Annotated in this window: 19 protein-coding genes and 4 pseudogenes; 10 read left to right on the forward strand and 13 right to left on the reverse strand. The window is 69.3% G+C overall.

Translation table 11 applies throughout. The features are described from left to right. Positions 1 to 5: 5 nt before the first annotated feature. The 3 genes from BUB75_RS13470 to BUB75_RS13480 form a co-directional block, all read right to left on the reverse strand. Positions 6 to 1,196, reverse strand: a complete 1,191-nt coding sequence (locus BUB75_RS13470; protein WP_073256665.1) for a thiolase family protein — start codon at positions 1,194 to 1,196, stop codon at positions 6 to 8. Continuing rightward, complete coding sequence (locus tag BUB75_RS13475; RefSeq protein ID WP_073256668.1) at positions 1,193 to 1,621, reverse strand: Zn-ribbon domain-containing OB-fold protein; 429 nt, start codon at positions 1,619 to 1,621, stop codon at positions 1,193 to 1,195. Before BUB75_RS13475 ends, BUB75_RS13470 begins: the two co-directional genes overlap by 4 nt. An 86-nt stretch (positions 1,622 to 1,707) precedes the next feature. Then, positions 1,708 to 2,919 (reverse strand): amidohydrolase family protein, encoded by a 1,212-nt coding sequence (locus BUB75_RS13480; protein ID WP_073256670.1) that lies wholly within the window; start codon positions 2,917 to 2,919, stop codon positions 1,708 to 1,710. A gap of 186 nt (positions 2,920 to 3,105) precedes the next feature. On the opposite strand from BUB75_RS13480, the pseudogene BUB75_RS13485 reads away from it, so the two are divergent. After that, positions 3,106 to 4,095, forward strand: a pseudogene (locus tag BUB75_RS13485) (Rieske 2Fe-2S domain-containing protein). Positions 4,096 to 4,146: 51 nt separating this feature from the next. On the opposite strand, the gene BUB75_RS13490 reads toward BUB75_RS13485, so the two are convergent. Together BUB75_RS13490 and BUB75_RS13495 are read right to left on the reverse strand one after the other, a co-directional pair. After that, a complete protein-coding gene (locus tag BUB75_RS13490; RefSeq protein ID WP_073256672.1) occupies positions 4,147 to 4,725 on the reverse strand; it encodes a cysteine hydrolase family protein in 579 nt (192 codons plus the stop codon). Further along, positions 4,725 to 5,891 carry an amidohydrolase family protein gene (locus tag BUB75_RS13495; protein WP_073256675.1) on the reverse strand — a complete coding sequence of 389 codons (1,167 nt, stop codon included), beginning with the start codon at positions 5,889 to 5,891 and terminating at the stop codon, positions 4,725 to 4,727. The genes BUB75_RS13490 and BUB75_RS13495 overlap by 1 nt, the downstream gene beginning before the upstream one ends. A gap of 209 nt (positions 5,892 to 6,100) precedes the next feature. Here BUB75_RS13495 and BUB75_RS13500 point away from each other — a divergent pair, with 209 nt between their 5' ends. Beyond that, positions 6,101 to 6,952: a patatin-like phospholipase family protein gene (locus BUB75_RS13500; RefSeq protein ID WP_073256678.1), complete on the forward strand. Its 852-nt coding sequence runs from the start codon at positions 6,101 to 6,103 to the stop codon at positions 6,950 to 6,952. A gap of 4 nt (positions 6,953 to 6,956) precedes the next feature. Here BUB75_RS13500 and BUB75_RS13505 read toward each other — a convergent pair whose 3' ends face one another. After that, on the reverse strand, positions 6,957 to 7,559 hold the full coding sequence (locus tag BUB75_RS13505; RefSeq protein WP_084740976.1) for a TetR/AcrR family transcriptional regulator: 603 nt from the start codon (positions 7,557 to 7,559) through the stop codon (positions 6,957 to 6,959). A gap of 217 nt (positions 7,560 to 7,776) precedes the next feature. Here BUB75_RS13505 and BUB75_RS13510 point away from each other — a divergent pair, with 217 nt between their 5' ends. From BUB75_RS13510 to BUB75_RS13520, 3 genes are all read left to right on the forward strand, one after another. Continuing rightward, a complete protein-coding gene (locus BUB75_RS13510; protein ID WP_073256681.1) occupies positions 7,777 to 8,523 on the forward strand; it encodes an SDR family NAD(P)-dependent oxidoreductase in 747 nt (248 codons plus the stop codon). 67 nt (positions 8,524 to 8,590) lie between these two features. Then, complete coding sequence (locus tag BUB75_RS13515; RefSeq protein ID WP_073256684.1) at positions 8,591 to 9,541, forward strand: NADP-dependent oxidoreductase; 951 nt, start codon at positions 8,591 to 8,593, stop codon at positions 9,539 to 9,541. Positions 9,542 to 9,690: 149 nt separating this feature from the next. Continuing rightward, complete coding sequence (locus tag BUB75_RS13520; protein ID WP_073256687.1) at positions 9,691 to 11,769, forward strand: tannase/feruloyl esterase family alpha/beta hydrolase; 2,079 nt, start codon at positions 9,691 to 9,693, stop codon at positions 11,767 to 11,769. Positions 11,770 to 11,930: 161 nt separating this feature from the next. Here the strand turns inward: BUB75_RS13520 and BUB75_RS47635 are convergent. Continuing rightward, a pseudogene (locus BUB75_RS47635) lies at positions 11,931 to 12,214 on the reverse strand (transposase); the annotation flags it as partial. Between the two features lie 238 nt (positions 12,215 to 12,452). Continuing rightward, positions 12,453 to 13,439 (reverse strand): LacI family DNA-binding transcriptional regulator, encoded by a 987-nt coding sequence (locus BUB75_RS13530; protein WP_073256693.1) that lies wholly within the window; start codon positions 13,437 to 13,439, stop codon positions 12,453 to 12,455. 123 nt (positions 13,440 to 13,562) lie between these two features. On the opposite strand from BUB75_RS13530, the gene BUB75_RS13535 reads away from it, so the two are divergent. The 5 genes from BUB75_RS13535 (at position 13,563) to BUB75_RS13555 (ending at position 17,938) form a co-directional block, all read left to right on the forward strand. Next, on the forward strand, positions 13,563 to 14,828 hold the full coding sequence (locus tag BUB75_RS13535) for an MFS transporter (protein ID WP_073256696.1): 1,266 nt from the start codon (positions 13,563 to 13,565) through the stop codon (positions 14,826 to 14,828). Positions 14,829 to 14,971: 143 nt separating this feature from the next. Continuing rightward, entirely contained in the window at positions 14,972 to 15,655 is a 684-nt protein-coding gene (locus BUB75_RS13540; RefSeq protein WP_073256699.1) for an alpha/beta fold hydrolase, read from the forward strand. 275 nt (positions 15,656 to 15,930) lie between these two features. Beyond that, the gene (locus BUB75_RS48815) at positions 15,931 to 16,185 is read left to right on the forward strand and encodes an SDR family oxidoreductase (protein ID WP_425430881.1); all 255 of its coding nucleotides are present in this window, start codon (positions 15,931 to 15,933) and stop codon (positions 16,183 to 16,185) included. 359 nt (positions 16,186 to 16,544) lie between these two features. Then, positions 16,545 to 17,075, forward strand: coding sequence for a TetR/AcrR family transcriptional regulator (locus BUB75_RS13550; RefSeq protein WP_178379855.1), 531 nt, complete (start codon positions 16,545 to 16,547; stop codon positions 17,073 to 17,075). Between the two features lie 5 nt (positions 17,076 to 17,080). Continuing rightward, on the forward strand, positions 17,081 to 17,938 hold the full coding sequence (locus tag BUB75_RS13555; protein ID WP_218617486.1) for a 3-keto-5-aminohexanoate cleavage protein: 858 nt from the start codon (positions 17,081 to 17,083) through the stop codon (positions 17,936 to 17,938). A gap of 117 nt (positions 17,939 to 18,055) precedes the next feature. On the opposite strand, the pseudogene BUB75_RS48820 reads toward BUB75_RS13555, so the two are convergent. The 5 genes and pseudogenes from BUB75_RS48820 to BUB75_RS13580 form a co-directional block, all read right to left on the reverse strand. Continuing rightward, positions 18,056 to 19,019, reverse strand: a pseudogene (locus tag BUB75_RS48820) (fumarylacetoacetate hydrolase family protein). Positions 19,020 to 19,102: 83 nt separating this feature from the next. Continuing rightward, positions 19,103 to 21,335 (reverse strand): annotated as a pseudogene (locus tag BUB75_RS48490) (transketolase-like TK C-terminal-containing protein). Further along, complete coding sequence (locus tag BUB75_RS13570) at positions 21,332 to 21,841, reverse strand: FAD-dependent monooxygenase (protein ID WP_218617494.1); 510 nt, start codon at positions 21,839 to 21,841, stop codon at positions 21,332 to 21,334. Before BUB75_RS13570 ends, BUB75_RS48490 begins: the two are co-directional and overlap by 4 nt. 231 nt (positions 21,842 to 22,072) lie before the next feature. Continuing rightward, positions 22,073 to 23,629 (reverse strand): MFS transporter, encoded by a 1,557-nt coding sequence (locus BUB75_RS45075; RefSeq protein WP_073256707.1) that lies wholly within the window; start codon positions 23,627 to 23,629, stop codon positions 22,073 to 22,075. Between the two features lie 86 nt (positions 23,630 to 23,715). After that, a complete protein-coding gene (locus tag BUB75_RS13580) occupies positions 23,716 to 24,051 on the reverse strand; it encodes a PadR family transcriptional regulator (protein WP_073256710.1) in 336 nt (111 codons plus the stop codon). Positions 24,052 to 24,192 lie beyond the last annotated feature (141 nt).

Below are 24,192 nucleotides of genomic sequence, written 5' to 3' on the forward strand. Positions count from 1 at the left end.
CGCTCCTAGTCGCGGCTGAGCAGCATCGCGCCGGCCACCGGTCCCCCACCGACGCCGACCGCGGCGACGCTCGGGCTACCGGCCTGGCGTTCTCCGCCCTCCTGCCACAGCTGAACGCACGCCTCGTGCAGGAATCCCATGCCGTGCAGACGGCCACCGGACAGCTGGCCCCCGCTGGTGTTCAGCGGCAGCGAACCGTCGAGCGCGATCCGCTCTCCGCCCTCCACGAACGCGCCGACCTTGCCCCGTTCGCAGAAGCCGAGCGCCTCCAGCCACATCACGGTGAGGAAGCTGAAACCGTCGTAGAGCTGAGCCACGTCGACGTCGCCCGGCCGGAGGGTCGTCCGCTCCCACAGCGTCGCCGCGGCGTCGTGTGCGGCCATCGTGGTGAGGTCGGTCCGCTGGTCCCAGGTCGCTCGCTCGAACATGCCGGTGCCGACCGACTCCACCGTGAGCGGGTCACGGCGCAGCCCGGCTGCGGCCTCCCGCCGGGACACGATGACCGCGGTCGCACCGTCGCACGGCACGTCGCAGTCGTAGAGACAGAGCGGCTCGGAGATCATCCGGGCGGCCAGGTACTCGTCCATCGTCATGGGCGCCCGGTAGACCGCGTCCGGGTTCACGCCCGCGTTGCGCCGGGCGTTGAGCGCGATCCAGCCGAGCTGCTCCCGGGTCAGGCCGAAATCGTGCATGTAGCGCTGAGCGGGCATCGCCAGCCAGTTGGCCGCCGACACCGCGCCGAACGGACCGGTCCACTCCAGGTGCGCCGGGAGCTGTTGCCCGTCGCCGAGCAACACCGAGGCCCGACCACCGGTCGCCTGGGCGGTGGACTCCCAGACCGAGCGGAACACCAGCACGTGGTCGGCGAGGCCGAGCGCCACCGCCATGCACGCCTCGATCGCCGGGCCGATCTGCGCGGCGGTCTCCGTGCTGCTCAGGTACCAGCGGCTGCGCAGACCGAGTGCGTTGCGCAGCTCGTGCACCGACGCGCCGGAGAAGCCCCGGTCGGGCACTCCCGGCCCCGGATAACTGGCCACCCCGTCGATGTCGTCCGGAGTCAGTCCGGCATCCGCGATCGCACGCAGCGCCGCCTCGATCGTCAGCTCCAGGCCGGTCCGCCCGAGCCGGCGCCCGACCTGTGACTTGCCCGCCCCGGTGAGTACCGCCCGACCCTCGAACGGGCCGCCGCGGCTCACCGTCCGCTCCCGGCCGGACGGAAGAGGGGAAGCCAGACGTCGTCCCACTGCTCGAAGAACACCGCGACCTCCAGCCCGACCGCCGCGTCCTCGAGCGGCAGATCCACCACGTTGCTCGTCAGCCGGACATCCGGCTCCTCGGCGATCTCGACCATCGCGATCAGGTACGGCGGCGGGAGCGTGGGAATCCACGGCTGCCGGTTGACGGTGAACGCAGCGATTCGTCCACGGCCGGATACCGGCTCCGGCCCCACGTCGAGACTCCGGCAGCGGAAGCAGGCCGGCGCCGGCGGGTGGAACCACCGTCCGCAGGACCGGCAGCGGTGGATGAGCAGGTGTCCTCGCTCGCCGCCGGTCCAGAAGGCGCGGGACTCCGTGGTCGGGACGGGCAGCAGTCGCTGCGCCGGTCGGGCGTAGGGGAGCACGCGACCTCCGTTGGTCACTTCGGTGTGGTGCCGGCGTCGGAAGCCGGCACGGTGACCCTAGGGCCGACTTGACACAATCGTCAACGCTAGGCGAGGACTGGAACCTCGGCCGGATTACGCACCGGCAGGCCCATCAACCGGCGGGCGTTGTCGCCCATGAAGTCACGGGTGCGCTTCTCGCTCATGCCCTCGGCATAGCGGTAGTAGCCGCGAGGTTCCGTGAGGCCCTCCGGGTGCGGGTAGTCCGACCCGAACAGCACGCGGTCCCAGCCGACCGTCTGCACGACGTCCTCCACCGAGCCCTCCCAGAACGGGCTGACCCAGACGTTCCGCCGGAACACGTCCACGGGGTGTTCGAGGAAGGCCTGCGGCATCTTGCCGTAGGTCGCCTCCAGTTCGTCGAAGAGCGGCTTGATCCAGGAACTGCCGTTCTCCACGCTGGCGATCCGCAGCTTCGGGAACCGGGTCAGCGTGCCGTGGCAGATCAGGCTGGTGAGCATGTCGGCGATCTCCCGGTGACCGAGCGCCACCCAGCGGAACGCGCTCATCTCGGTGAAGTTATTCGTCTCCGGCGGCTCCCACTGGTTGATGTAGCTGTCCAACGGGGGCTGGCTGGCGTGCAGTACGACCGGGATGCCGGCCGCCTCGACGTCGGCCCAGAACGAGTCGAACTCCGGGAGCGCCGGCGAGCGCCAGCCCTTGAGGCCCTTGACCGGCGCGGGCTTGATCAGCACCGCCTTCGCGCCGTTCTCCAGCACGTACTGCAATTCGCGGCGCGCGTCGTCCACCAGCGCGCAGCTGATCACCGGCGTCATGTAGAGCCGGTTCTCGTACGTGTATCCCCAGGTCTCCAGCATCCAGCGGTTGAGCGCGTGGATCATCGACACGACCAGTTCCGGGTCCTCGGCCGCCGAGTGCTCGACGAGGTTGGCCAGCGTCGGGTAGCACAGAGCCTCGTCGACGCCCTGCTCGTCCATCACCGCGATCCGCGGCTCCGGGCCACGGAACGCCGGGATCGCGTCGATGCCCTTGCCACCCAGTTCGCGCAGCGACTTGCCCTCGGTGTTCTGCCCGGAGAAGAACTTCTCGTACGCCCCCGGCGCAGCGACCCGGTCGAACGTCGGGTTGGGGATGTACTCGGTGATCCGACCCAGGATCGCGATCCGGGTGCGCCCGCCGACCTGGACGAACTGCACTGCCCGCCGGTACTTCTCCGGCAGGTAGCGGGTCAACGCGTCCGGAGTCTCGTACATGTGCTGGTCCGCGTCGAAGATCGGCGCGTCGGTGAACTGGGTCACGGGGGGCTGCCCTCCGGCTGCAATCGACTGAGTACGCTTCACGCTAAGCGTGTCTGACGATAGTGTCAATTGGTGGGGTCATAGCGAAGCGACCTGCCTTCCGAACAGTGATAACTATCTATGACAGACACGTCAATCGAGGGCTATGCCCTCCCCGGAGGGTCGACAATGCGGACTACCTTGAGCATGCGGCCGACCGGCTGGTTCCAGATCGGCTGGTCCTCGACCGTGCCCCCGTCCGGCGTCATCCCACTGCGTTACTTCGGCCAGGACCTCGTGGCGTGGCGCGACGGGCGAGGTGTCGTCCGTGTTCTGGACGCCTACTGCCAGCACCTCGGCGCGAACCTCGCCCACGGCGGACGCGTCACCGAGCGGGGCATCCAATGCCCGTTCCATGGCTGGACCTGGAACTCCGACGGTCGCAACGTCGCCATCCCGTATCAAGACCGGCCGAACCGAGCCCGCCGTATCCGTTCCTGGCCCGTGGTCGAACGCGACGAGGTGCTATTCCTGTGGCACGACGCCCAGGGCCGAGCGCCGTACTTCGAGGTACCCGATCTGACCACCGACGTCTCGCCGGACCTGACCGGGTTGACGCTCCAGCCGGCGCTCCCGGACGGCGTCTCGCACTATCCGGGCATGCGGGTACACCCTCAGTTCGTCGTCGAGAACGCCGTTGACGTGCACCACTTCCAATTCGTGCACGGAACCGGCCGTAGCCCCGTGATCCTGCGCGAGGAGGTCACCGAGACGACCTGGCACTCGGTGGCGGGGTTCGGACGCCGGTGGGCCGACGGCGTCGACCGGCCGGGCGACCGTCGCAGCACGATCACTATCCACTGGGTCGGGATCGGTTTCGCATACAACGCGGAGCACACGCCGGACGGCTGACGCGTGGTCCTGATCGCGACCACGCCCGTCGACGACGAGTCGACCGAGGTGTTCGGCACCTACTGGCTGGAGGACGCCCCGGGACAGCGGTCGGCCGACCGGACCCGGCGGCTGGAGGAGATCAAACGCGCACTCCCCCAGGATCTCGAGATCTGGAATCACCAGATCTACCTCGACCCGCCGGCGCTGGCGACGTCCGAGGGGGCCGGCTTCCGTCGGTTGCGTCGCTGGGCGAGCAGTTTCTATCCGGACGCGCCACCCTCCGCCGCCGCTCGCAGGGCCTGATGCGGTGTCAGGTGGTCGGCCGGGGAAGCCCCGGTCGACCACCCGGTTCAGCTAGCGCCAGTCGTCGAGCAGCTCGTCCGTCGTGGTGATCCGGGCGAGCATGCGCATCGTATTGGCCAGGACGGCCTCCCCGTAGGCGGCGGGGGTCCCGGCGACCGCGTCCCGCGGCACGACGACCGTGAAACCGTCGTGGCAGGCCTCCGCGGCGGCCATCGGCAGCGCCAGGTTCAGTGAGACGCCGGTCAGGACGATCGTGTCGATATCGAGGCCGCGCAGCACCGGAAGCAGCTCGGTCCGCCACGTCGGAGAGAGCCCGTGCCTGCGGGGTAACACCAGATCGTCGGCGTGACTCAGCTCGGGCACCACGGCCACCGCGGGGTGACCCGGTGCCCAGTCGGCGGTCGCCGGTGCCAACCGTCGCCAGATCGGGGCCGTGCCGGTCGGTGCGCCGAGCAGACCGCCGAACGTGGCGTGAACGACCCGGATTCCCGCCGCGCGCGCCCCGTCGGCCAAGCGCACGATGTTCTTCACCAGTGGAGCGGCGTCGGACCCGAGCGCCGGCAGGACGGAGTGCTCGCCGAGCACTCCGTCCTGGCACTCCACGCAGACGACCGCGGTGCGAACCGCCACTACCGGGGGAAGCGGAGCATGGTCCGCGCGTTGGTCTCGGTGATCTTGGTGACCTCGTCGTCGGGGACCTCGGCCAGCACCTCGGCTGCCCGCTTGCGGCTGTTGGGCCAGTTGGAGTCCGAGTGCGGATAGTCGATCTCGAGCATGATCCGGTCGATACCGACGTCGTGGCGGTTGCGCACGCCGAACTCGTCATCGATGAAGCAGCCCCAGAAGTGCTTGCGGAACAGGTCCGAGGGCCGCGTATCGAAGTCGATCGACTGGTAGTAGCGGTGGCGCTCCCACACGAAGTCGGCTCGCTCGAGGATGTACGGAATCCATCCGATGCCGCCCTCCGCCAGCGAGAACTGGAGCTTCGGGTGGCGCTGCAGCACTCCGGAGAACATCAGATCGGTCGCGCTCCACATCAGAGTGGTGGAGAAGATCGTGATCGCGACCGCGAACGGCGCGTCCGGCATCACCATCTCGCCGGGGATCGCGCGGGTCGCCGCGAAGGAGAAGCCCGGAACGAAGGATCCGGAGCCGAAGTGCAGCGAGAGAACCGTGCCGGTCTCTTCGCACGCCTCCCAGACCGGCTCCCAGTGCGCGTTGTGGAAGCTCGGCAGGCCGAGCGGCACCGGGCTGTCCGGGAAGGACACCGTGCGCGCGCCCATCGCCGCGGTGCGACGGATCTCGGCGGCGGCCAGCTCGGCGTCCCAGGTCGGCACGATCGCCAGCGGGATCAACCGATCGGGCGCGGTCGCGCACCACTCCTGGATGTGGAAGTCGTTCCAGGCCTGGACGCACAGCAACGCGAGGTCCTTGTCCTGCGCACGCTGGAATACTCCCCCGCCGAAGCCGGGGAACGAAGGGAAACACATCGCGGCCTGGATACCGTCGAGGTCCATGTCCTTGACGCGGGCCGCCGGGTCGTAGCAGCCGGGAATCATGTCCTCGTACCGCACCGGGTCCATGCCCCACTGCTCCGGGGGTTTGCCCGCCACCGCGTTGAGGCCGATGGTCGGGAACACCACGCCGTCATAGAGCCAGACGTGATTCCCGTCGGCCTCGATGATCTGCGGTCCGCGCTCGCGATACGCCGCGGGTAAGCGGTCCTGCCAGACTCGCGGGTGCTCGATCAGATGGTCGTCCACCGAAACGATCTGGTGGTGATCCTGCAACGGCATGGCGCCTCCTCGTCGATGTGACGCGCTTCACCGCACGCTACCGCGACTTGACGCTTTCGTTAACATCCCCGTTTGCAGACTCAATCGGTACAGCCACTCGGACAAACCCCTATTTATCCCGTCTGAGGGAATGAACTAGGCTCTAGCCGGCCAGCGAACGACCCGGTCGTCTGACGCTGAAGTCAATCGGTGTACGAAGGGAAACCCCCATGAAGCGCGCCCTCGTTCTGGCCGGTGGCGGTGTCGCCGGTATCGCCTGGGAACTCGGAGTTCTCCACGGCATCCAGGAGACCGATCCGAAGCTGGCGGACCAGCTGCTCGCCGCGGATCTCCTGCTCGGCACGTCCGCGGGCGCGACCGTCGCCGCGCAGATCGCCGGCGGCACCTCCCTCGCGGAGCTCTACGCCGCGCAGCTGAACGAGGCGTCCGCGGAGATCGAGGTGGATCTCGACCTCGCCGACCTGATGGCCCGCTTCATCGCCGCCACGACCGCGGCCACCTCCCTTACCGACCTGCGGCAGCGCGTGGGGACACTCGCCCTCGCCACCGAGACTGTCGAGGAGAGCGTGCGGCGAACCGCCATCGCCGCACGGCTGCCCGTCGCCACCTGGGCCGATCGAGCGCTGCTCATCCCGGCCATCGACGCGGAGACCGGCGAGATGACCGTCTTCACACGCGACTCGGGCGTCGGACTCGTCGACGCGGTGGCCGCGAGCTGCGCGGTCCCGGGCGTGTGGCCCCCGGTGACCATCAACGGCCGCCGCTACTACGACGGCGGTATTCCGTCGGCCACCAATACCGATCTCGCCACCGGACAGGACCGGATCCTCATCCTCAGTCCTTCACTGCCCGGAACGCCGGCGCCGTGGGGCAGCCTCGACGAGGAGATCAACCAGCTGAAGCCGGCTCAGGTCCAGGTCGTCCACGCCGACGCGGACTCCGCGGCGGCGTTCGGCCCGAACCCGCTGTCGCCGACGACGCGCGGACCGGCTGCCCGGGCCGGCCGGGTCGTCGGATCCGCGAACGCCGAGCGGATCTCCCGATTCTGGAACGCGGCCTAACGTCCTAACCGCGAACGGTGAGCGTGTGCAGTGTCAGGGCGATCAGCCCGCTTTTCATCTCCGAGACGCCACCGGGCTGAGTATGCGGCGCGTACGTGCTCCGGCCGAAGATCGCGCTGACGAAGACCTCGGCGACCAAGGCGAGCGAGTCGTCCGACCGAATCTCGCCCCGCGCGCGGGCGTCGACCAAGGCGTCCTCGATCACCGCCATGCTCTGGTCGATCACGTCCCGCTTGAACACGGCATACAGCTCGGGATAGGCGGAGAGTTCGGCCGCGCAGCGCGCCAGCACGGACCGGCGCGGTTCGGCGAGCACGTCCGCGATCTGGTCGAACAGCATCGCCAGGTCGCCGTCGAGCGTGCCGGTGCGGGGCGGGGCCATGCCGACGGAGAGCGACGCGAGACCGGCCATGATCAGGTCGTCGCGGTCCGGCCAGCGGCTGTAGATGCTGCGCTTGGCCACCCGCGCTCGCACCGCGACCGAGTTCAGGCTGAACGTCGCGACTCCCGCCTCGGCCAGCTCCTCCACCGCAGCCCGGACGATGCGATCGTCCACCGCGAGGTCGCGCGGGCGTCCACGCGATCCGCTGCCCGGGTGCGCCGTCATGGGCCGAGGATATACGTCACCGGGCCGGTTGCATAAAGCGGCGAGACGGGGTTATCGTCGATTAACGTCACCGAAACGGTCGCATAAATGGATACCCGCAGCTCAGGAGCGTTCTCCGGCGACGCGGGGCCGACGATCGGGGACGGACGGACCCGCCAGTCGACGGATCCGAGATACGCCGACGGTCCGTCCGTCGACTCTCGAGAAAGAGAACGCCATGACATTCGACGGTGCGGGTGTAGTGGTGACCGGCGCAGGTGCCGGCATCGGTCAGGCGACGGCGATCCACCTGGCGTCGCTCGGCGCGAAGGTTGTCGTCTCGGACGTGAGCGAGGACGGCGGGGAGCAGACCGTCGAGACGATTCGTGCCGCCGGCGGTGCGGCGACCTTCGTGCAGGCGGACGTCTCGAACGCCGACAGCGTCGACGAGTTGATCGCCCGCTCGGTGGAGTACCTCGGCGGCCTCGACCTCGCGGTGAACAACGCCGGTATCGGTCACCAGCCGGGCGACCTGCACGAGATGCCGATCGAGACCTGGGACCAGGTGATGGGCATCGACCTGCGCGGAACGTTCCTCTGCCTGCGGGCCGAGCTGACGGTCATGGTCGACGCGGGCCACGGCAGCATCGTCAACATGGCGTCGAACGCCGGGGTGAAGAACGCTCCGTTCATGGCCGCGTACACCGCCGCCAAGCACGGCGTCGTCGGCCTGACGAAGAACGCGGCGCTGCAGTACGCCCGCCGCAACATTCGCGTCAACGCGGTCTGCCCGGGCACCATCCTCACGCCCGGCCTAGCGGCCTTCCCCGAGGAGAACCAGCGCGAGTGGGCCGAGCTGATTCCGCTCGGCCGCCTCGGCACGCCGGAGGAGGTCGCCCAGGCGGTGGCCTACCTGCTGTCCGACCAGGCCGCCTTCATCACCGGCGTCGGCCTGCTCATCGACGGCGGCCTGATGTTCGACTGACCAGGTTTCGCCGACGGTCGACTCCGGTCGCCGGCCCCGGTCCGCCGACATCGAGTGAAGGAGACCCATGCGTGCGCTCGTGTTCGACCAGTACGGCCCACCGGACGTACTGCACATCGCCGACGCCCCGGAGCCGCACGCAGGCCCCGGACAGGTCCGGATCGCCGTGCGTGCGGCCGGCGTCAACCCGGTCGACTGGAAGATCCGCAGCGGTGCGTCCGCAGCGTTCCACCAGATCGTGTTCCCCCACATCCCCGGTTTCGACGCCGCGGGCATCGTCGACGAGGTCGGTGCCGACGTGGCGGACGTCCGGGTTGGCGACGAGGTCTTCGGCTCCACCGCGACCGGCGCCTCGGCCGAGTACGCGGTGATGGCCGCCTACGCGCACAAGCCCGCCGAGCTGTCCTGGGCGGACGCGGCCGCCCTCCCCTCTGCCGTCGAGACCGGACTCCGCGCCGTCGACCTCCTGGCCGTCTCCGCCGGCGAGACCCTGGTGGTCAACGGGGCGGCGGGTGGCGTCGGCCTGTCCGCGGCGCAGTTCGCGCTCGCCCGTGGGGCGTTCGTCATCGGCACCGCGAGCGAGGCCAACCAGGGTTTCGTCCGCAGTCTCGGGATCACTCCGGTCCCCTACGGTGACGGGCTGGCCGACCGGGTGCGTACTCTCGCTCGTCGTGTCGATCGAGCCCTGGACGCCGCCGGTCACGGAGCACTCCCCGACCTGATCGCGCTCACCGGCGAGGCCGCTCGGGTGATCACCGTCGCCGACGGCCCCGGGGCCGCCGTTCTCGGCGTCCGTTTCACCACCGGCGCCGAGCGGCGCTACTGGGAAGCCTTCGACCTCGCCGTCACCCTGCACGACGCCGGGCAGTTCACGCTGCCCGTCGCCCAGACGTTCGCGCTGCCCGACGCGGCCGAGGCGCACCGGCGCAGCGAATCCGGCCACACCCGCGGCAAGCTCGTGATCTTGCTGCGGTCTGCCGACCCAGAAATGAATACACGAAGTCAGAATGATGGCTAACGTGTCCTCCGTCACATCGCTATTCCGCTGCTTCGACCGCTCGATGTCGCAGACACGGCGTCAGTAAGACCTTCAGACGCTAAGTCTCCGGTCCCGTCGCTCCGCCTCAGCCGACGCCTGCGGTCTCCGGAATCGAGGAAAGGACGCTCGTGAACACGACGGATGCGCTCAACGTCGAGACGTACCAGGGTCGGGACGGGTACTTCGGTCCGCCCTACATCGACCAGGACGAGTGGATGGAGAAGCCGATCCCGCACCGCCGCGTGCACGGAGGCTTCGCCGACACCGACACCCGATTCACGTGCTACTTCCCCACCGAAGACGTCTATCATGGACGATTAATCCAGCCAATGGAGGGCGCGCACGCGGGCCACGAGGACGCGTTCGGCGGCCCGATGGGCCAGTTGCTGGGCGGGCTGGAACTCACGGCCCGGCTGGGCGGCTACATGGTCGAGTCGAACGCGGGCCACATCGGCGACGACGTCGACCACCGGGCCGGCGACGACCCCACGCTCTACGGGCACCGGTCGCACGCCGAGGCCGCCCACGTCTCCAAGCACCTGGCCGAGCAGGTCTATGGGCGGCGCCCGCACCACGCGTATGTCTGGGGCGGCAGCGGCGGCGGGCGTCGATCGCCGTTGTGCCTGGAGAACGCCCCGGACGTGTACGACGGGGCACTGCCGTTCATGGGCGGTGGTGAGATTGCCGAACACGGCACCACCGCGCTGATGAAAGGCGCCCAGGTGATGGCGTTCGCATCGATGTTCAACGTCCAGCGCCTGCTCCGGCGGGAGATGGGCAGCGTCATTGACGCGATGCGTCCCGGCGGCAGCGGCGATCCCTACGCCGGGCTGGACACGCATCAGCGCGAGGAACTGGCCAACCTCTACCGGCTGGGGTATCCGCGCGGAGACGAGTTCATGATCTTCTCGCCGATGGGGCAGATCTGGTTGTGGTCGTCGATCGCCGACCGGCTGGCCGAACAGGACAGTGACTACTTCACCGCCTTCTGGAACCGGCCCGGCTACGTCGGGCACGATCAGCCGGATGCAGTCGCCGCCGACCTCATCGACACCCGGGCCACCGTCACCCGGATCGTGACGCCGAGAATCCTGCTGGAGGACAGCGCTTACGCCGGCCCAGAGTTCGCCGGGATGCGGGTGATGGCCGGTCTGACGGCCGCCGGGCCCGACTTCCCGATCGCCATCGAGGTCGAGGGGGCCGGCTCGGGATACCGGCTCGGCGTCGGGATCACGATCCTCACCGGCGAGGCGACGGGACGACAGCTCTACTGCACCGGCCACGTGGGTGGCCTGCTCCAGGGCGACGGTGTGGCCGAAGCCAACCTGCAGCGATTCACCGGCGTCCGCGTCGGGGACGAGGTCGCGCTGGACAACCGGAAGTTCCTGGCCTTCTGCTACTACTACCGCCACCACCTGATGGACGACTCCAGCTTCGACTTCCTCCGCCTCGATGGCGTCCCGATCTACCCGCAGCACACCGTGCCGACGATGTCTCCGCTGATGGGCGTCGCCTATTCGGGCCAGTACGAAGGCAAGCTGCTCTGGGTGCACCACACCCACGACGCTTCGCTCTGGCCGCCGCAGGGCACGATTTACGAAACCGCCGTCCGTCGCGCCCAGGGGGCGGAGGGGGCGGCGACGAAATTCCGGCTGCGCTGGACCGAGAACGCCGAGCACGTCCCGCCGCAGTACGCGCCATCGGCTCCGGATCGCGCGACCACGACCTGGCTGATCGACTACTTGCCCGTGATCGAGCAAAGCCTCGTCGATCTCATCGCGTGGGTGGAGAACGGCGTCGAGCCGGTCGGCACCCGGTACGGCTACCACGACGGCAAGGTGAGCCTCCCGACCGCCGCTGCGGAACGTGGCGGCATCCAGCCGGTCGTGGCGGTGACGGCGAACGGCGCGATCCGGGCCGAAATCGCCGCCGGGGACGCGGTGCGCCTGACCGCCACCGTGGAAGTGCCGCCGAACGCCGGCACGCTCGTCGCACTCGATTGGGATTTCGAGGGCACCGGCGAGTTCCCGCTCCACCACGACCTCGAACCTGGGCAAACGGCGGCCGAGGTCACGACCGTCCACACGTATCCCCGCCCCGGCACCTATTACGCCACCGCCCGCGTCGCCTCGCACCGGAACGGCGACACGAGCGACCCCTACCGTCGCATCCCGAACCTTGCCTCGGCGCGGATCGTCGTTCGCTGATCCACGCCTCGACGGGTGCCCCCAGCCCGGCGCGAGCACGACCGACGCCTGGGCGTCGATCACGCCGCGTTCGCGACAGCCGACCGTACTTGAGCGCGTCCGCGCCGCCGCTCGAAGAGTCGGATGCCTCGCCCGAATGTGGTGGATCCGTCGATGGCCGGCGGTCGAGCTCGGCCGCAAAGAAGGCCGACGCGGCCTTCAGGATCTCGTTGGGCCGCCGTAGTTCGGCGTTCTCCCGCCGCAGCCGCTTGAGCTCCGCCAACTCATCGCTGGTCGTGCCCGGTCGTTGGCCGTCGTCGACCTGGGCTTGGCGGACCCATTCACGGACGGTCTCGGTGGTGGTGATCCCGAGTTTCTGCGCGACCGCCCGCATCGCGGCAAACTCAGTCGTCCGCGATCGTGCGCGCCATCGACCGGCCACCGGGTCGGTGTCGGCCTTGGCCAGGTCGACGGTGGTGCGCAGGGTGACCGCGGGAAGGAACGCGGCGGCCACGACGCCGACCTGCGTCATCCCCGCAGCATCTCACCCCGCGTACTGGCCCCGGCCTTCCTCGCGGGCCTTCGGCTCGGGACACAGCTCTGGCTCAAGGAGTCCGGCGATCTCACCATCGTCGGCAGCGTCGAACAGGTCCTCGACCAGGTCAGTTCACGCTTCGAGTAAGCCGCCGCCACGCCCCCAAGTATCAGGATGAGTCCCGCGGGACCAGCTCGAATCGGACCGGGGGAATCTCCGGTATCTCTTCGCGCTGGATCAAGCGGTCCACCGCGTCCGCGAAAACGCTCGCAGGCGGCATCACGTATCGGATCGACGTCAGCCGTGGCCGGACGACCTGGCTGCTCACCAGGTCGTCCGCGCCGACGACCGCGATCCGATCAGGAACTGTGATACCCGCGTCACCCAGGGCCGCGATCAACAGGGCGGCGTACTCATCGTTGAAGCCGAACACCGCGTCGAGGTCCAGCTCGCGACCGAGCACCGCCAGCGCGGCGGCCGCCGAGTCGGTGTACCGCATCGGAAGCGGCACGATCTCGGCAGCGCCCGCGGCCCGCCGAGCGCCGACCAGCCGGGCCTCGGCGAGCACCGACAGGCCCCGCTCGGCCGGCATCACGACCCCGATCCGACGCCGCCCCCTGGCAACCAGGTGTTCGACCGCCGTGACGCCGACCAGCGACTGGTCGTGCACGAAGGTCAGCACGCCCTCGACCGGGGCTTCCGCCACGGTGAGGGTCTGGATCCCGGCGTGGGCCAGCACGCCTGCCACCTCGCCGACCATCCGGCCCGCCGCGATCGCGAGCACAGCCGCCGGTCGCAACTGCGCCCACGACCTCGCGGCGGCGAGTGGATCTTCCGAATGGTCCCCGATCAGCATCAGCCGATAGCCCAACGAGCCGAACGCGGCCTCCAATTCGCCGAGCCAGTCGCTGAACAGCCGTCCGATCGCGAACACCGGGATCGGCAGCAGCACGATGTCACTACGTCCGGCCCGCAGCGAGCGTGCCGCCGCGTGGGGCACGTAACCCAGCTCCCGCGCGGCCGCCAGGACGCGCTCCCGGGTCGCGTCGCTGACCCGGGCAGAGGGCGTGTCGTTCAGGACGAACGACACCGTGGCGCGCGAGACGCCCGCGGCGACCGCGACGTCCGCACTGGTGACCTGGGCTTCCTTAGGCATAGCGAAGGCATCATCTCCTGCCGTTGCCATCCTCTTGACACCGCCACGGGCCGACCTCAGTATCGACGAACATCGATTACACGTGTAACCATACCCCGGTCCCCCACACAAAGGCGTGTCCCCATGGCTAGTTTGAACGCAAAACCGGCCGATGACTCCGTCGTCGAAGGCCCGGTGGCCAGCACTGAACCGGCCAACCTCCGTCGCATCCTCACCTGGCTCCTCCTCGCCAACAGCGCCATGTACCTCATCTACGGAGGCATCGGCGGCGTTCTCAATCCGCTGCTAGTGGAGCGGGCGGTCGGCGCCGCCGACAAGGTCTCCGCACTGGGCATCGTCTACGGCGTCAGCGCGATCTTCGCGACGCTCGCCAACCCGATCGCCGGCGCGTTCTCCGACCGGGTCGGCCGCCGCAACCCGTTCATCCTCGGTGGCGCGGTGCTGGCCGCGGTAGTGCTGGCGATCCTCGGCAGCGTGCACACGCTGCTGTTGGTCGCGCTGTTCTGGTCGCTGGGCCAGATGTTCATGAACGTCCTCCAGGCCGCGATCACCGCGATGGTGCCCGACCGGGTGCCCACCGAACGGCTCGGCACGGCGTCCGCTGTCGTCGGGCTGGGCCTGCCGGTCGGCGGCCTCGTGGGCGCCATCGTCGCGGGCATCCTGTCGACCTCGCTGGGCATCGCCTACCTGACCTTCGCCGTCATCATCGCCTTCTTCGGCGTGCTGTTCACCTGGCGCGTGAAGGACGTACCGCTGAACCGGAAGAGCGCCACGCCGGGCGTGCGCGCGCAGATCGCGGCCTTCACCGACGCGCTGCGTGTTGCCGACTTCCGCTGGGCGTTCATCGGCCGCGCGCTGCTGGTGCTGGGCTTCTTCTCGGTGTACGGCTACCAGCTCTACATCCTGCAGGACCGCGTCGACCTGCCCAGCGGCATCTCCCCGGCCGGCGGAACCAGCATTCTGAGCGTGATCAGCACGCTGACCATGGGCATCGCCGTAGCGGCCGGCGGTACCCTCTCCGACCGTCTCGGCCGGCGCAAGATTTTCGTCGCGGTGTCGGGCACGATCGCCGGCCTGGCCGTGCTCATCCCGCTCCTGTTCACGTCGTGGCTGGCGATGATCGTGTTCACCCTGGTCAATGGCCTGGCTTTCGGCTGCTTCATGGCCGTGGACACCGCGGTTGTCGCCACGGTGCTGCCCAGCAAGGGCGACGCCGCCCGCGACATGGGCGTGCTCAACGTCGCCAACGCCGGGCCGCAGATCATCGCGCCGTTCCTGGCGTCGCTGCTGATCGCGCACCTCGGTGGCTACGACACGCTGTTCGTCTACTCCGGAATCGTCACCGTGGTGGGCGCCATCTCCGTGTACCGGATCCGCAGCGTGCGGTGATACCCCCCGGGTGACGATCTATCGCGGCACTACCCACGATGGCTCTTCACCGTGGGAACTGAAGCCTCCGCTCCAGACCTCCGATGAGGATTTCGAGGTCGAACTCCGTAGATTACACGTGTAACCAAGATCGAAAGGGAGCCATGAAACTGAACGTGCACGAGCGAGGAACCGGCGACCGGCTCGCCCTGCTGATCCACGGCGGAATGTCCGACCACCGCACCTGGCACGCGGTCGAAGACGAGCTGGTGGCCCGTGGCTACCGGGTCCTCGCCCCCGACCTGCGGGGCCACGGGGTCAGCCCGCGTGGCGAGTACCGCCCCGAGTTACTCGCCGACGATCTGGTCGAGAGCTTGCCGGCCGGCGCCGACGTAGCGATCGGCCACTCGCTCGGCGGCCTGGCCTTGGCGCTGGCCGTTGACCGCCTGCGGCCGGCCCGCGCCGTCTACTCCGACCCGGGGCTCCGGCTGGGCGATATCCCGCCGAACGTGCTGGAGCTGATGCGGGCCATGGTGGCGAGCGCGACTGAGGAGAGCGTCCGCGCGCAGAACCCCCGCTGGTCCGACGCCGATGTGGCCGCCGAGCTGGCCGGGTTCAAGCTCCTGGACCCCGAGTTCGAGCTCGCCATGAGCGGCCCGGCCTCGGCCTTCGTGGCGACGAGGCCGTCGTTGGTGCAGCTGGCCGACCCGAGCTTCACGATCTCGCCGGAGGCCGCTGAAGAATTGCGCGCGAACGGTTTCGAGATCCGGACAGTGGCTGGCACCGGCCACTGCATCCACCGCGACGACCTCGCCGGCTTCTTAGCCTCCCTCGACGGCTGGATCTAGTGCGACCACCCGCAAATGGGCATCGCGGTGCCCGGCGACCTTTCGATCGTCGCCTGGGACGACTCGATGCTCTGCAAAAAGAGTGCAGGGCGCCGCCGCCCACCTCGTTCCCCGTGGTAGCACGGCGGCGACCGCTTCAGATCGAGGCCGGTCCGCCGATAGGTCACCGAGGGCACTGCGCCAGGGGCTGATATCAGGGGGCACATCGTGGGTGACTTGTCGGGCAAGGTCGTCATCGTCACCGGATCAGGTCAAGGCGTCGGCGTCGGCCGCACATCGCTGAGCGAGGCGCCTCCACCGTCATCGCCGGGTACAACGCGGCCACCGCCAAATCGACCGCCGACGCGCTGATCGAACGGGGACTGGACGTAAACGGGCTGGTCTGCGACGTCACCCTCCGCACCGACGTCTACCGGGTAGTAGCGACGACCATCGAGCGCTACGGCCGGGTCGACGGCGTGGTCAACAACGCCCAGTGGACGAGCCCAGGCGTGCCGTTCATCGACCAGGACGAGGAGGGATCCGGGTGAATGCCTACGGGCCCTACGCGATGACCGAAGCGCTGGAGACGTGGTCACGGACGCAGCCGGACGCCTTCGAGGAGCTCAGGAAGCAGGCCGCGCTGGGCTATATCGGCGATTCGGCCAAGGACATAGCACCGGCTGTGGGGCCTTCCTCCTCAGTGACGACTCGCACTACGTCACCGGCCAGATCTTCATGATCGACGGTGGCCAGTACCTCAGCCCGGCCTAACGCCTGGCAGTTTCTGCCAGGCACTGGCAGTTTCTGCCATCGTCGATTACCGTTGCCGCTGTCAGTCGGCAACGGGAGGCAGACGATGGCAGTGGCAACGGCGCCCCGCGAGCAAGCGATGCTCGACGCGTCTAGCGTGGTGGTCGAGTTGTTCATCCAGCACGGCACCAGCGCCTTCGCGATCAAAGACCTGGCCGCCCACGCCGGCATCTCCGAACGATCGTTCCACCGCTACTTTCCCAAGAAGGAAGATGTCGTCCGGCCGTTCCTGGCCGCCGGCGCCGAGCGCATCGCGACCATCGCCGCCGACCGCCCGACCGACGAGCCGCTGGTGGCCTCGCTGGTCGAGGCCTGGCGGGGGTCGTGGGCCGCCGTCCACGTCGACAAGGCCCGCGCGCTGCACGAGATCCTGCGTGAATCGGAAAGCTTCCGCGCGCACTGGCTCCAGGCCCTGACCGACAGCGAGCGCCGTTGGACGCAGGTCATCGCCGGCCGACTCTGCATCGACCCGGCCGGCCGGCAGGCGGTGCTCGCCGGCGCCGCGGTGGCCGCCGCGACCCGCCTCTCGATCGAAGGCTTCGCCGAGAACTTGAACCCCGCCGAGGAGTTCGCAGCCCAGCTCGCGCTCCTCGGGCCAGCCCTCTTCACCAGTCCAACGAAGGAATGAGCAGCATGAACGAGACCCCAGTCCTGATCGAAGCCGCGATCACCCCGCTGCGCAAAGGCCAGCCCTTACAGACGTCCGAGCAGCTGATCCACGAGGCGCTCGAGTCGCTGGCGGCCGGCGCGGCGATCATCCATCACCACCACGACTTCCGGCAGACCCGCGAGCAGGCCGTCGCCCAGGTCATCCACGTCGAGGGCGAGATCCTGCGCGCCTACCCCGGTGCCTACGTCTATAACGACTACCTGGCCGGCGACAAGATCATGGAGGAGAAGAACGCCCACCTCCAGCCACTGGCCGACGCCGGCCTCCTGCGCATGGCGGCGCTGGACCCGGGCCTGACCCAGTTCGGGATCCTGTCGGACGACGGCCTGCCCAACCTCGCGGTCCAGGGCGGCGCCGACTACGCGTCCGCGCATCAGGTCGTCGAGTTCGCCCGACACACCAGCACGCCGCTCAGCGTCGGGATCTACGACCCGAGTAACCTGCGCTGGGCGATCGCCTACGCCCGCGCGGGCAAACTGCCGGTCGGCTCGATGATCAAGCTCTACTTCGGCGGCGAATACCAGCTCGGCGGCGACAAATGGCCGACCGCTGGCTTCGGGCTTCCGCCGACAAAGCAGGCCCTGGACATGTACCTGGCGATGATGGACGGCATTGACCTGCCGTGGATCGTCAGCATTCAGGGCGGCGTGCTGACCGACACTGACCTCGCGCAGTACGCCCTGGAACTCGGCGGGCACCTGCGCGTCGGGGTCGAGGACACCGCCGGCGCCACCGCGATGACCAACCGCGAGACGGTCGAGGCCGCCGCGGCGCTCGCCGACAAGGTCGGCCGCCCGGTCGCCGCCCTGACCAGCGCCTGACGAAGTCGCGCCGGTCAGGTTCAGGCCGGCTGAGCGACCGCTACCTGGCTCTGTATCGACAGCCCGGCGATGTCACCGGAGTCGCCGCCCTCAGTCCTCCGTACGGCGGGCGGTAGGTCATGAGTCGCTCCCCGACCGTTCGGCTACGCACAGAGTGGACTGTGCGCCGAGCCCGGGTAATGGTCGCGTCCATACGGTCACCAGGGCGGAGCAGCCGGCCGTGGGCGAGGCCGTTGCCGGCCGGGCTGCCGGTGAGCACGAGGTCTCCCGGCAGCAGGGTGGCGACGTTGGAGCAGTGCGCGATGATTTCGGCGACGTCGAAGATCATGTCGTTGGTCGACTGGTCCTGCATCACCTCGCCGTTGAGGCGGAGCGTCACGTGCAGATCTGACGGGTCGGGCACCGCGGCGCGCGGAACCAGGACCGGCCCGGTGGGCAGGAACGTGGGGGCGTTCTTGCTCGCGAGAAAGTCCGTCCCCAGCTCCGGCAGATCCGGCCGCCACACTTGCTCGCGCAACGTCAGATCGTTGACGATGACCCAGCCGGCCATGACGTCCAGCGCATCCTCGCGGCGCATCCGCCGGGCCCGCCTGCCGATGACCGCGGCCAACTCGAGCTCCCAGTCCGGCTTCTAACCATCAGCGGGCAGGATCACGTCATCGAACGGGCCGCTGATCGCGCTGGGCAGTCCGACGAAGACGTAGGGCGCATGCCGACGCCGATCGTCCATCTGCGCCGCCGCGTCCGCGCGCACCTGCTCGACCGTTCGCCCGTCACGGCCGTCGTGGTGGGCCACCGCCAGGTCGATGACGTGCGTGCGATAGGTCGCACCGCACTGGAACACCTGACGAGGGTCGACCGGCCTGTGTACCTGGAAGCCCGCGAGCGGCTTCCAGCCCGCGGCCTCATCATCCGCCAGAGCGTCCAGTGTGGCCTGGACGTCGTCCCATCGCGCGAGCAGATCGGCGCTCGAGTGCGGATGGTCGAGCTCGGGCCACCCGGAGAGGTCCAGTATCCGATCCTCCCGGACCAAAGCGGCGGAGGTCGGCTCGCCCCCGACCGACAGCTGCGCCAGGCCCATGAGCCGGCATGCGCGACGGAATAAATGCCCGGATAAGTCAATTCAATTCACTCTTTCCACGCAGGAAGTCCGGGGCGCCGACCTCACCCGAGCAGGTCGAGCGCGTTGGCAACGATCGATTCGGTGTCGATGCCGTGGTAGCGGTAGACGCTGGCCAGGTCACCGCTCTGCCCGAACCGGGTCACCCCCAGATGGACACCCGGGACGTTCCGGATTCCGGTCAGGAACGCGAGGGTGTGCGGATGGCCGTCCAGCACGGTGACCATCGGCGCGGCCTGGCCGGCCGGGAAGACGCTGTCGAGCGCCCAGTTTGCGGCCTAATCCAATCCGCTGCGAGCTTGCACAGCGCGGAACAGCAGCCCGGGACTGGTCACCACGACGACGTCAGCCGGGGCGCCCAAGGCGTCGAGCCGTTCGGTGGCGGCGAGCGTCTCGGTGACCACCGCGCCCATGGTCACCAGCGTCACGGCGGGCTCGCTCACCCGACGCAACGCGTAGGCACCGGCGACGACCTGCCGGCGAGGCCGTTCGCGGGCGGCCGGGTCGGCGGGGATCGCCGCCAGGCCCTGGTCCACGGGCCGGGTCGACAGGCGCAGGTAACCCGATTGCCCGTCGGGCCGGCCCAGCTGCGCCATCGCGGCGAGCAGGCACCATTCGGCGTCGAGGGCGAACGCGGGCTCGTAGCTGACGCAGCCGGGCTGCTCCAGGCCGATCGAGGGGGTCTTGGTCGACTGGTGGGCACCGCCTTCCGGCGCCAGCGTCACACCGGACGGGGTACCGATGAGAATCGACTGGCCCCCGGCGTAGATGCCGAACGACCACGGCTCCAGGTCGCGCCCAGCTCGCCGAGTAGGCCCACCAGGTTGGTCTCGGCGATGCCGAGCTCGGTGTGCTGGCCGGTGGTGTTCTCCCGCCAGTGCAGGATCGTCTCGGCGTCGTCGGCGAACCAGTTGGTGCGCTCTTGCAGTGACCAGACGCCGACCTTGTTCACCCAACCGCCGAGGTTCGTGGAGGAACTGACGTCAGGGCTGACCGTCACTACCCGCTTGCCGACCTCCGGGGCCGCCCGGTTGAGGTCGAGCAGGGCCGGCCCAGCGCTGCCTGGGTCATCGCCGTCCCTTTCGGAGTGCGGCCCAGGTCCTCGGGGGACGCTCGGGACGGCCGGCGCCGGGGTCTCCGACCGCCGTAGCCGGTCCGCGGCGGTGGCCAGCAGCCGACCGGCAGCGCTTCCGGGTTCGAAGGAAGCCCAGGGATCGATCGGATCCACCCCGACGCGCGTCGCCAGCTAATGCAGCTGCCCCTCGGTGAGCAGCGCGGAGTGGTTCTGCGGGTGTCCCTCCGTGGCCAGCCCGTAGCCCTTGAGGGTGTAGGCGAGGATCACGGTCGGACGGTCGTCGTCGATGCGCGCGTACGCCTCGCGGAGCGCTGCCAGATCGTGCCCGCCGAGGTTGCGCACGGCGGCGGCGAGATCGGCGTCGGACACCTCGGCGATGAGCGCGGCGATCTCCGCGGCGCCCGTACCCGTGCCCGGCAGCTCGCGGCGGATCTCCGTCGGCGTGCGCCGGAGCAGTCGCTGGTATTCCGCGTCGGACATGTCATCGATACGTCCGCGCAGGGCCGCGCCACTCGGACGGGTGAACAGATCTTCGAGGAGCCGCCCGTACTTGACCGTGAGCACTTGCCAGCCGGCCGCGGTGAACATGCCCTGCAGGCGGGCGGCGCCCATCGTCGGCACCACCCGGTCGAGCGACTGGCGGTTGAGGTCGACGATCCACACCACCTCGCCGAGCTCAGCGACCATCGGACCAGAACGGCCTCCCAGACCACGCCCTCGTCGAGTTCGGCATCCCCGACCAGCGACCACTGCCGGCCGGTCACCGGGGTCTGGACGTAACGCCGAGCCAGCGCACCCCAGATCGGCGCGGTCGCCCGGATGCCGACCGAGCCGGTGGAGTAGTCGGCCGGCACCGGGTCCTTCAGCCGGCTCGGATAGCTCTGCAGTCCGCCGAACTCCCGCAGCGTCGTGAGGTACTTGCCGTCCAGCTGACCGAGCAGGTACTCGAGCGCGTGGAGCACGGGCGACGCGTGGGGTTTCACGCTCACCCGGTCGTCGGCACTCGACTGCTCCAGCCATAGGGACGTCATGATCGTCACCATCGACGCGCTGGAAGCCTGGTGCCCGCCGACCTTCATGCCGGTCGGCTTGGGGCGCGCCCGGTTGGCGTGGTCGACGATCGCCGTGGCCAGCCACAGCACTCGCTCCTCCACCTGCCGGAGCACCGAGTCTGTGGTCGTGCGGTCGACGTCCGGCGTCATGAAATCGGCCTCGTGGTGAACGCTGCCTCGGCCCGGTCGACCTCAGCGATCTGGTCCAGGATCTCGCCCGGAGTCGCCTCGCCAACGGCTTTCTGAAGCAGCGGAGTGTGGTTGAGCATCGCGTCCCGGAGCGGCCGGAGCGGCTTGGGCGTGTAGTGGGACACCTTGCCGAGGACGAAGGCGGTCTGCGACTGCCGAGCGGTGTGGGGCCGCCGCGGTGCCTCGAACTCGTCCAGTGCGGTTCGTACCTGCTGGTGGTCGGCCAGGTCGACCCCGGCCAGGCGGCGGCCGAGGAAGTAACCATCCTCAACGGCCATACCGGCTCCGTAGGCCGCGTACGGCGAGGTCGGGTGCGCGGCGTCGCCGATGATCGTGGCCCGCCCGCTCCCCCACTGCTTGAGCGGCCGGCGGTCCCGGATCGGCCAGGTCCGGAGGTTCGCCGGGTCCGTGGCGGCGATCAGCGCGGGAATAGGCCCGACGAAATCGCGGGTGTACTCGGTCGCCACCGGCCGGATGTCGCCGGTGAACGGGGTGCCGCCCGGGTCGCGATCCCAGAGTGGGTTGTGTCAAGGTTCCTCCCCGCCCGGCTCCGGCATGCGGCTCCGTTCCTCCCCGCCGCGCGGGGGTGCACCGCCCAGGTCGATGTCGAGGTGCACGGTGTCGCCGTTCCTCCCCGCGCTGGTCAGCCGCTTCCGGGTATAAGCCGGCACGCGTCTCGAAGCGCCCGACCGACCGGATCACCTGCCGGGGTCATTCCGGCGCTTCGCCTTCGAGGGGTTCGGCGTGATGCCGCGATACTTGCGCAAGGCGATTGTCGTGGCCGCGGCACCGGCGCCGAGCGCGAACAGGTTGTCACAGTTGCCGTAGAGGTTGGAGAGTCCGCCTCTGGCGAAGAAGTCCTGCGCCATGACCGCCCCGGCGACGAGCGTGAGGCCGAAGACCCGTCCATCGCTCTTGATCAGCCATTCCACCGGGCGCCAGGCCACGGCGATGAGGTCGTCGAGCCGCATCCGGATCGCGGCCCGAATCAGCCCAATGGCATAGCGCCGTTGAGCACGCGTCGACAACGGCCGACCGTCCTCCGGCCGACCGGCGAGGTCTGCCTGCCACGCCGCGAACCCGCCGGTCCGGCGTTGACCGGCGATGACGTCGGCGATCTGCGCCAGGCTCACCGCGAGCCCGCTCCGCCGCGCAATGGAGATCAGCCCGGTGACGGGGCGCGGACCCGCCATGATGAGCACATAACACAAACCGACGAGGGCACCTACCGCCATCACGCCGAACAACACCCGGTAATCGATGAACGCCACCAGCACCGCGCCTGCCCCGGCCGATACGGCGCGAGGCGCAGAACCAATCCATTGGACGGCAAGCAAGGCTTGAGAGGGCTCCGCATGACCGCTGGCGCTGTACGCCGTGACGGAACTGCCGGTCGTGATCATCGAGAGCCCGATTCCGACGAGCATCGTCCCCACCGCGATGGCTGCCAGGTGCGGCACGAACAGAACCCCGACGCCGGAGCCGAACACCACCAGCCCCGCTTGGAGGACGCGGAGACCGCCCCACGCGCCTACCCCGCGTCCACCGACGATGCCCCCGGCCGCCAAGCCGACGCCCTGGACCGCAACGAGCACTCCCACGTACTCCGGCGGTGCGCCGAGCAACTCCACAATCGCGAACAGCACCGCCTGGAACGGACCGGTCACGAGGAACACGACGCTCGTTCCGATGATGACGTGGCGCTGCTGCCGCGTTCGCCACAGCCAGCGCAACCCCGATCCCAGCTTCCTGACGACCGACGGCGTCCGTGCCTCGCGTGGCTCGGCAGTCACCCGCCACAAGCCGCACAGCGCTGCTGCGCAGACCGACACCACCATGCTCAGCACGGCGACGCCACCGCCTCCCACGACGCTGTAGAGCGTGCCTCCGACCAGTGGCGCGGCGATCGAGCCTGTCGCCACGGTCGTCGCCGCGAAGGCGCCGAGAACCCGCCCCCGGTCCGGCAGCGGAACAAGTAAGGCGAGCGTGCGCAGGGCGTCCAAACGCACGACAGCAGTCAGGCCGCACACCGCGCCGGCGGTATGGATCAGCCAGAGCTGGTCCGCGTTCCGGACCGTAAGCAGCGGGACCAGCGCCAACGCGGACACCAGATTCGCCGCGACGAGGCTCCCCCGGGGCGCGCGCTCGACGATCCGCAGAAGGAGAGGCCGTGCCAGCGGCCAGAAAGCGACCCAGGCCAGCACCAGACCGGCGGCGCCGTTACTCCCGGTCAGGTCCTTGACCCAGATCGCCATCGTCCAGATCGGAAGTGCATCGGCGAACGGCGACAGAACGGCCCCGACGGCAAGCAGTCGGAAGCCCGGCCGCCCCCACTGCCCCCTCACGGCGCCTCGAACCCGGGCGCCGCGGTGCCACGGGGCCGCCAGCGACGCCGACGCGACTCGCGAGCCGCCTTTGCTGCGGCCGCCTCCATCCGCCCGGCGCCGGTCAGCTGGTAGTAGCGGCGCCGCGGCCGACCGCTCGGCTGCTCGGCCTCCCAGTAGGACGTGAGCCAGCCGATCTCGGCAAGCCGCTCCAGAATCGGATAGACGGTCCCCGGACCCAGGTCCGCCTCTTCACAGATCCGCAGGCCCCACATCGGATCCGCCTCGTTCGCGGCGGTGAGGACGTCGATGACCGCCAGCGTGGCCTTGGTCAGCCGCGGCGGCGTAGTCATACCTCCACGGTAAGACGTATATCGAGTACGAGCAATGCCGACGGTTGCACCGGCTCCCCACCACCCCGGCAACTGGAAGCGGCCCTGCCGCCTCGTGGTTGCGATCCAGACGGTCAGCGGCCGCGAGCATCGACTAACCCG

This window comes from Cryptosporangium aurantiacum (genome assembly GCF_900143005.1).
Taxonomy (GTDB): domain Bacteria; phylum Actinomycetota; class Actinomycetes; order Mycobacteriales; family Cryptosporangiaceae; genus Cryptosporangium; species Cryptosporangium aurantiacum.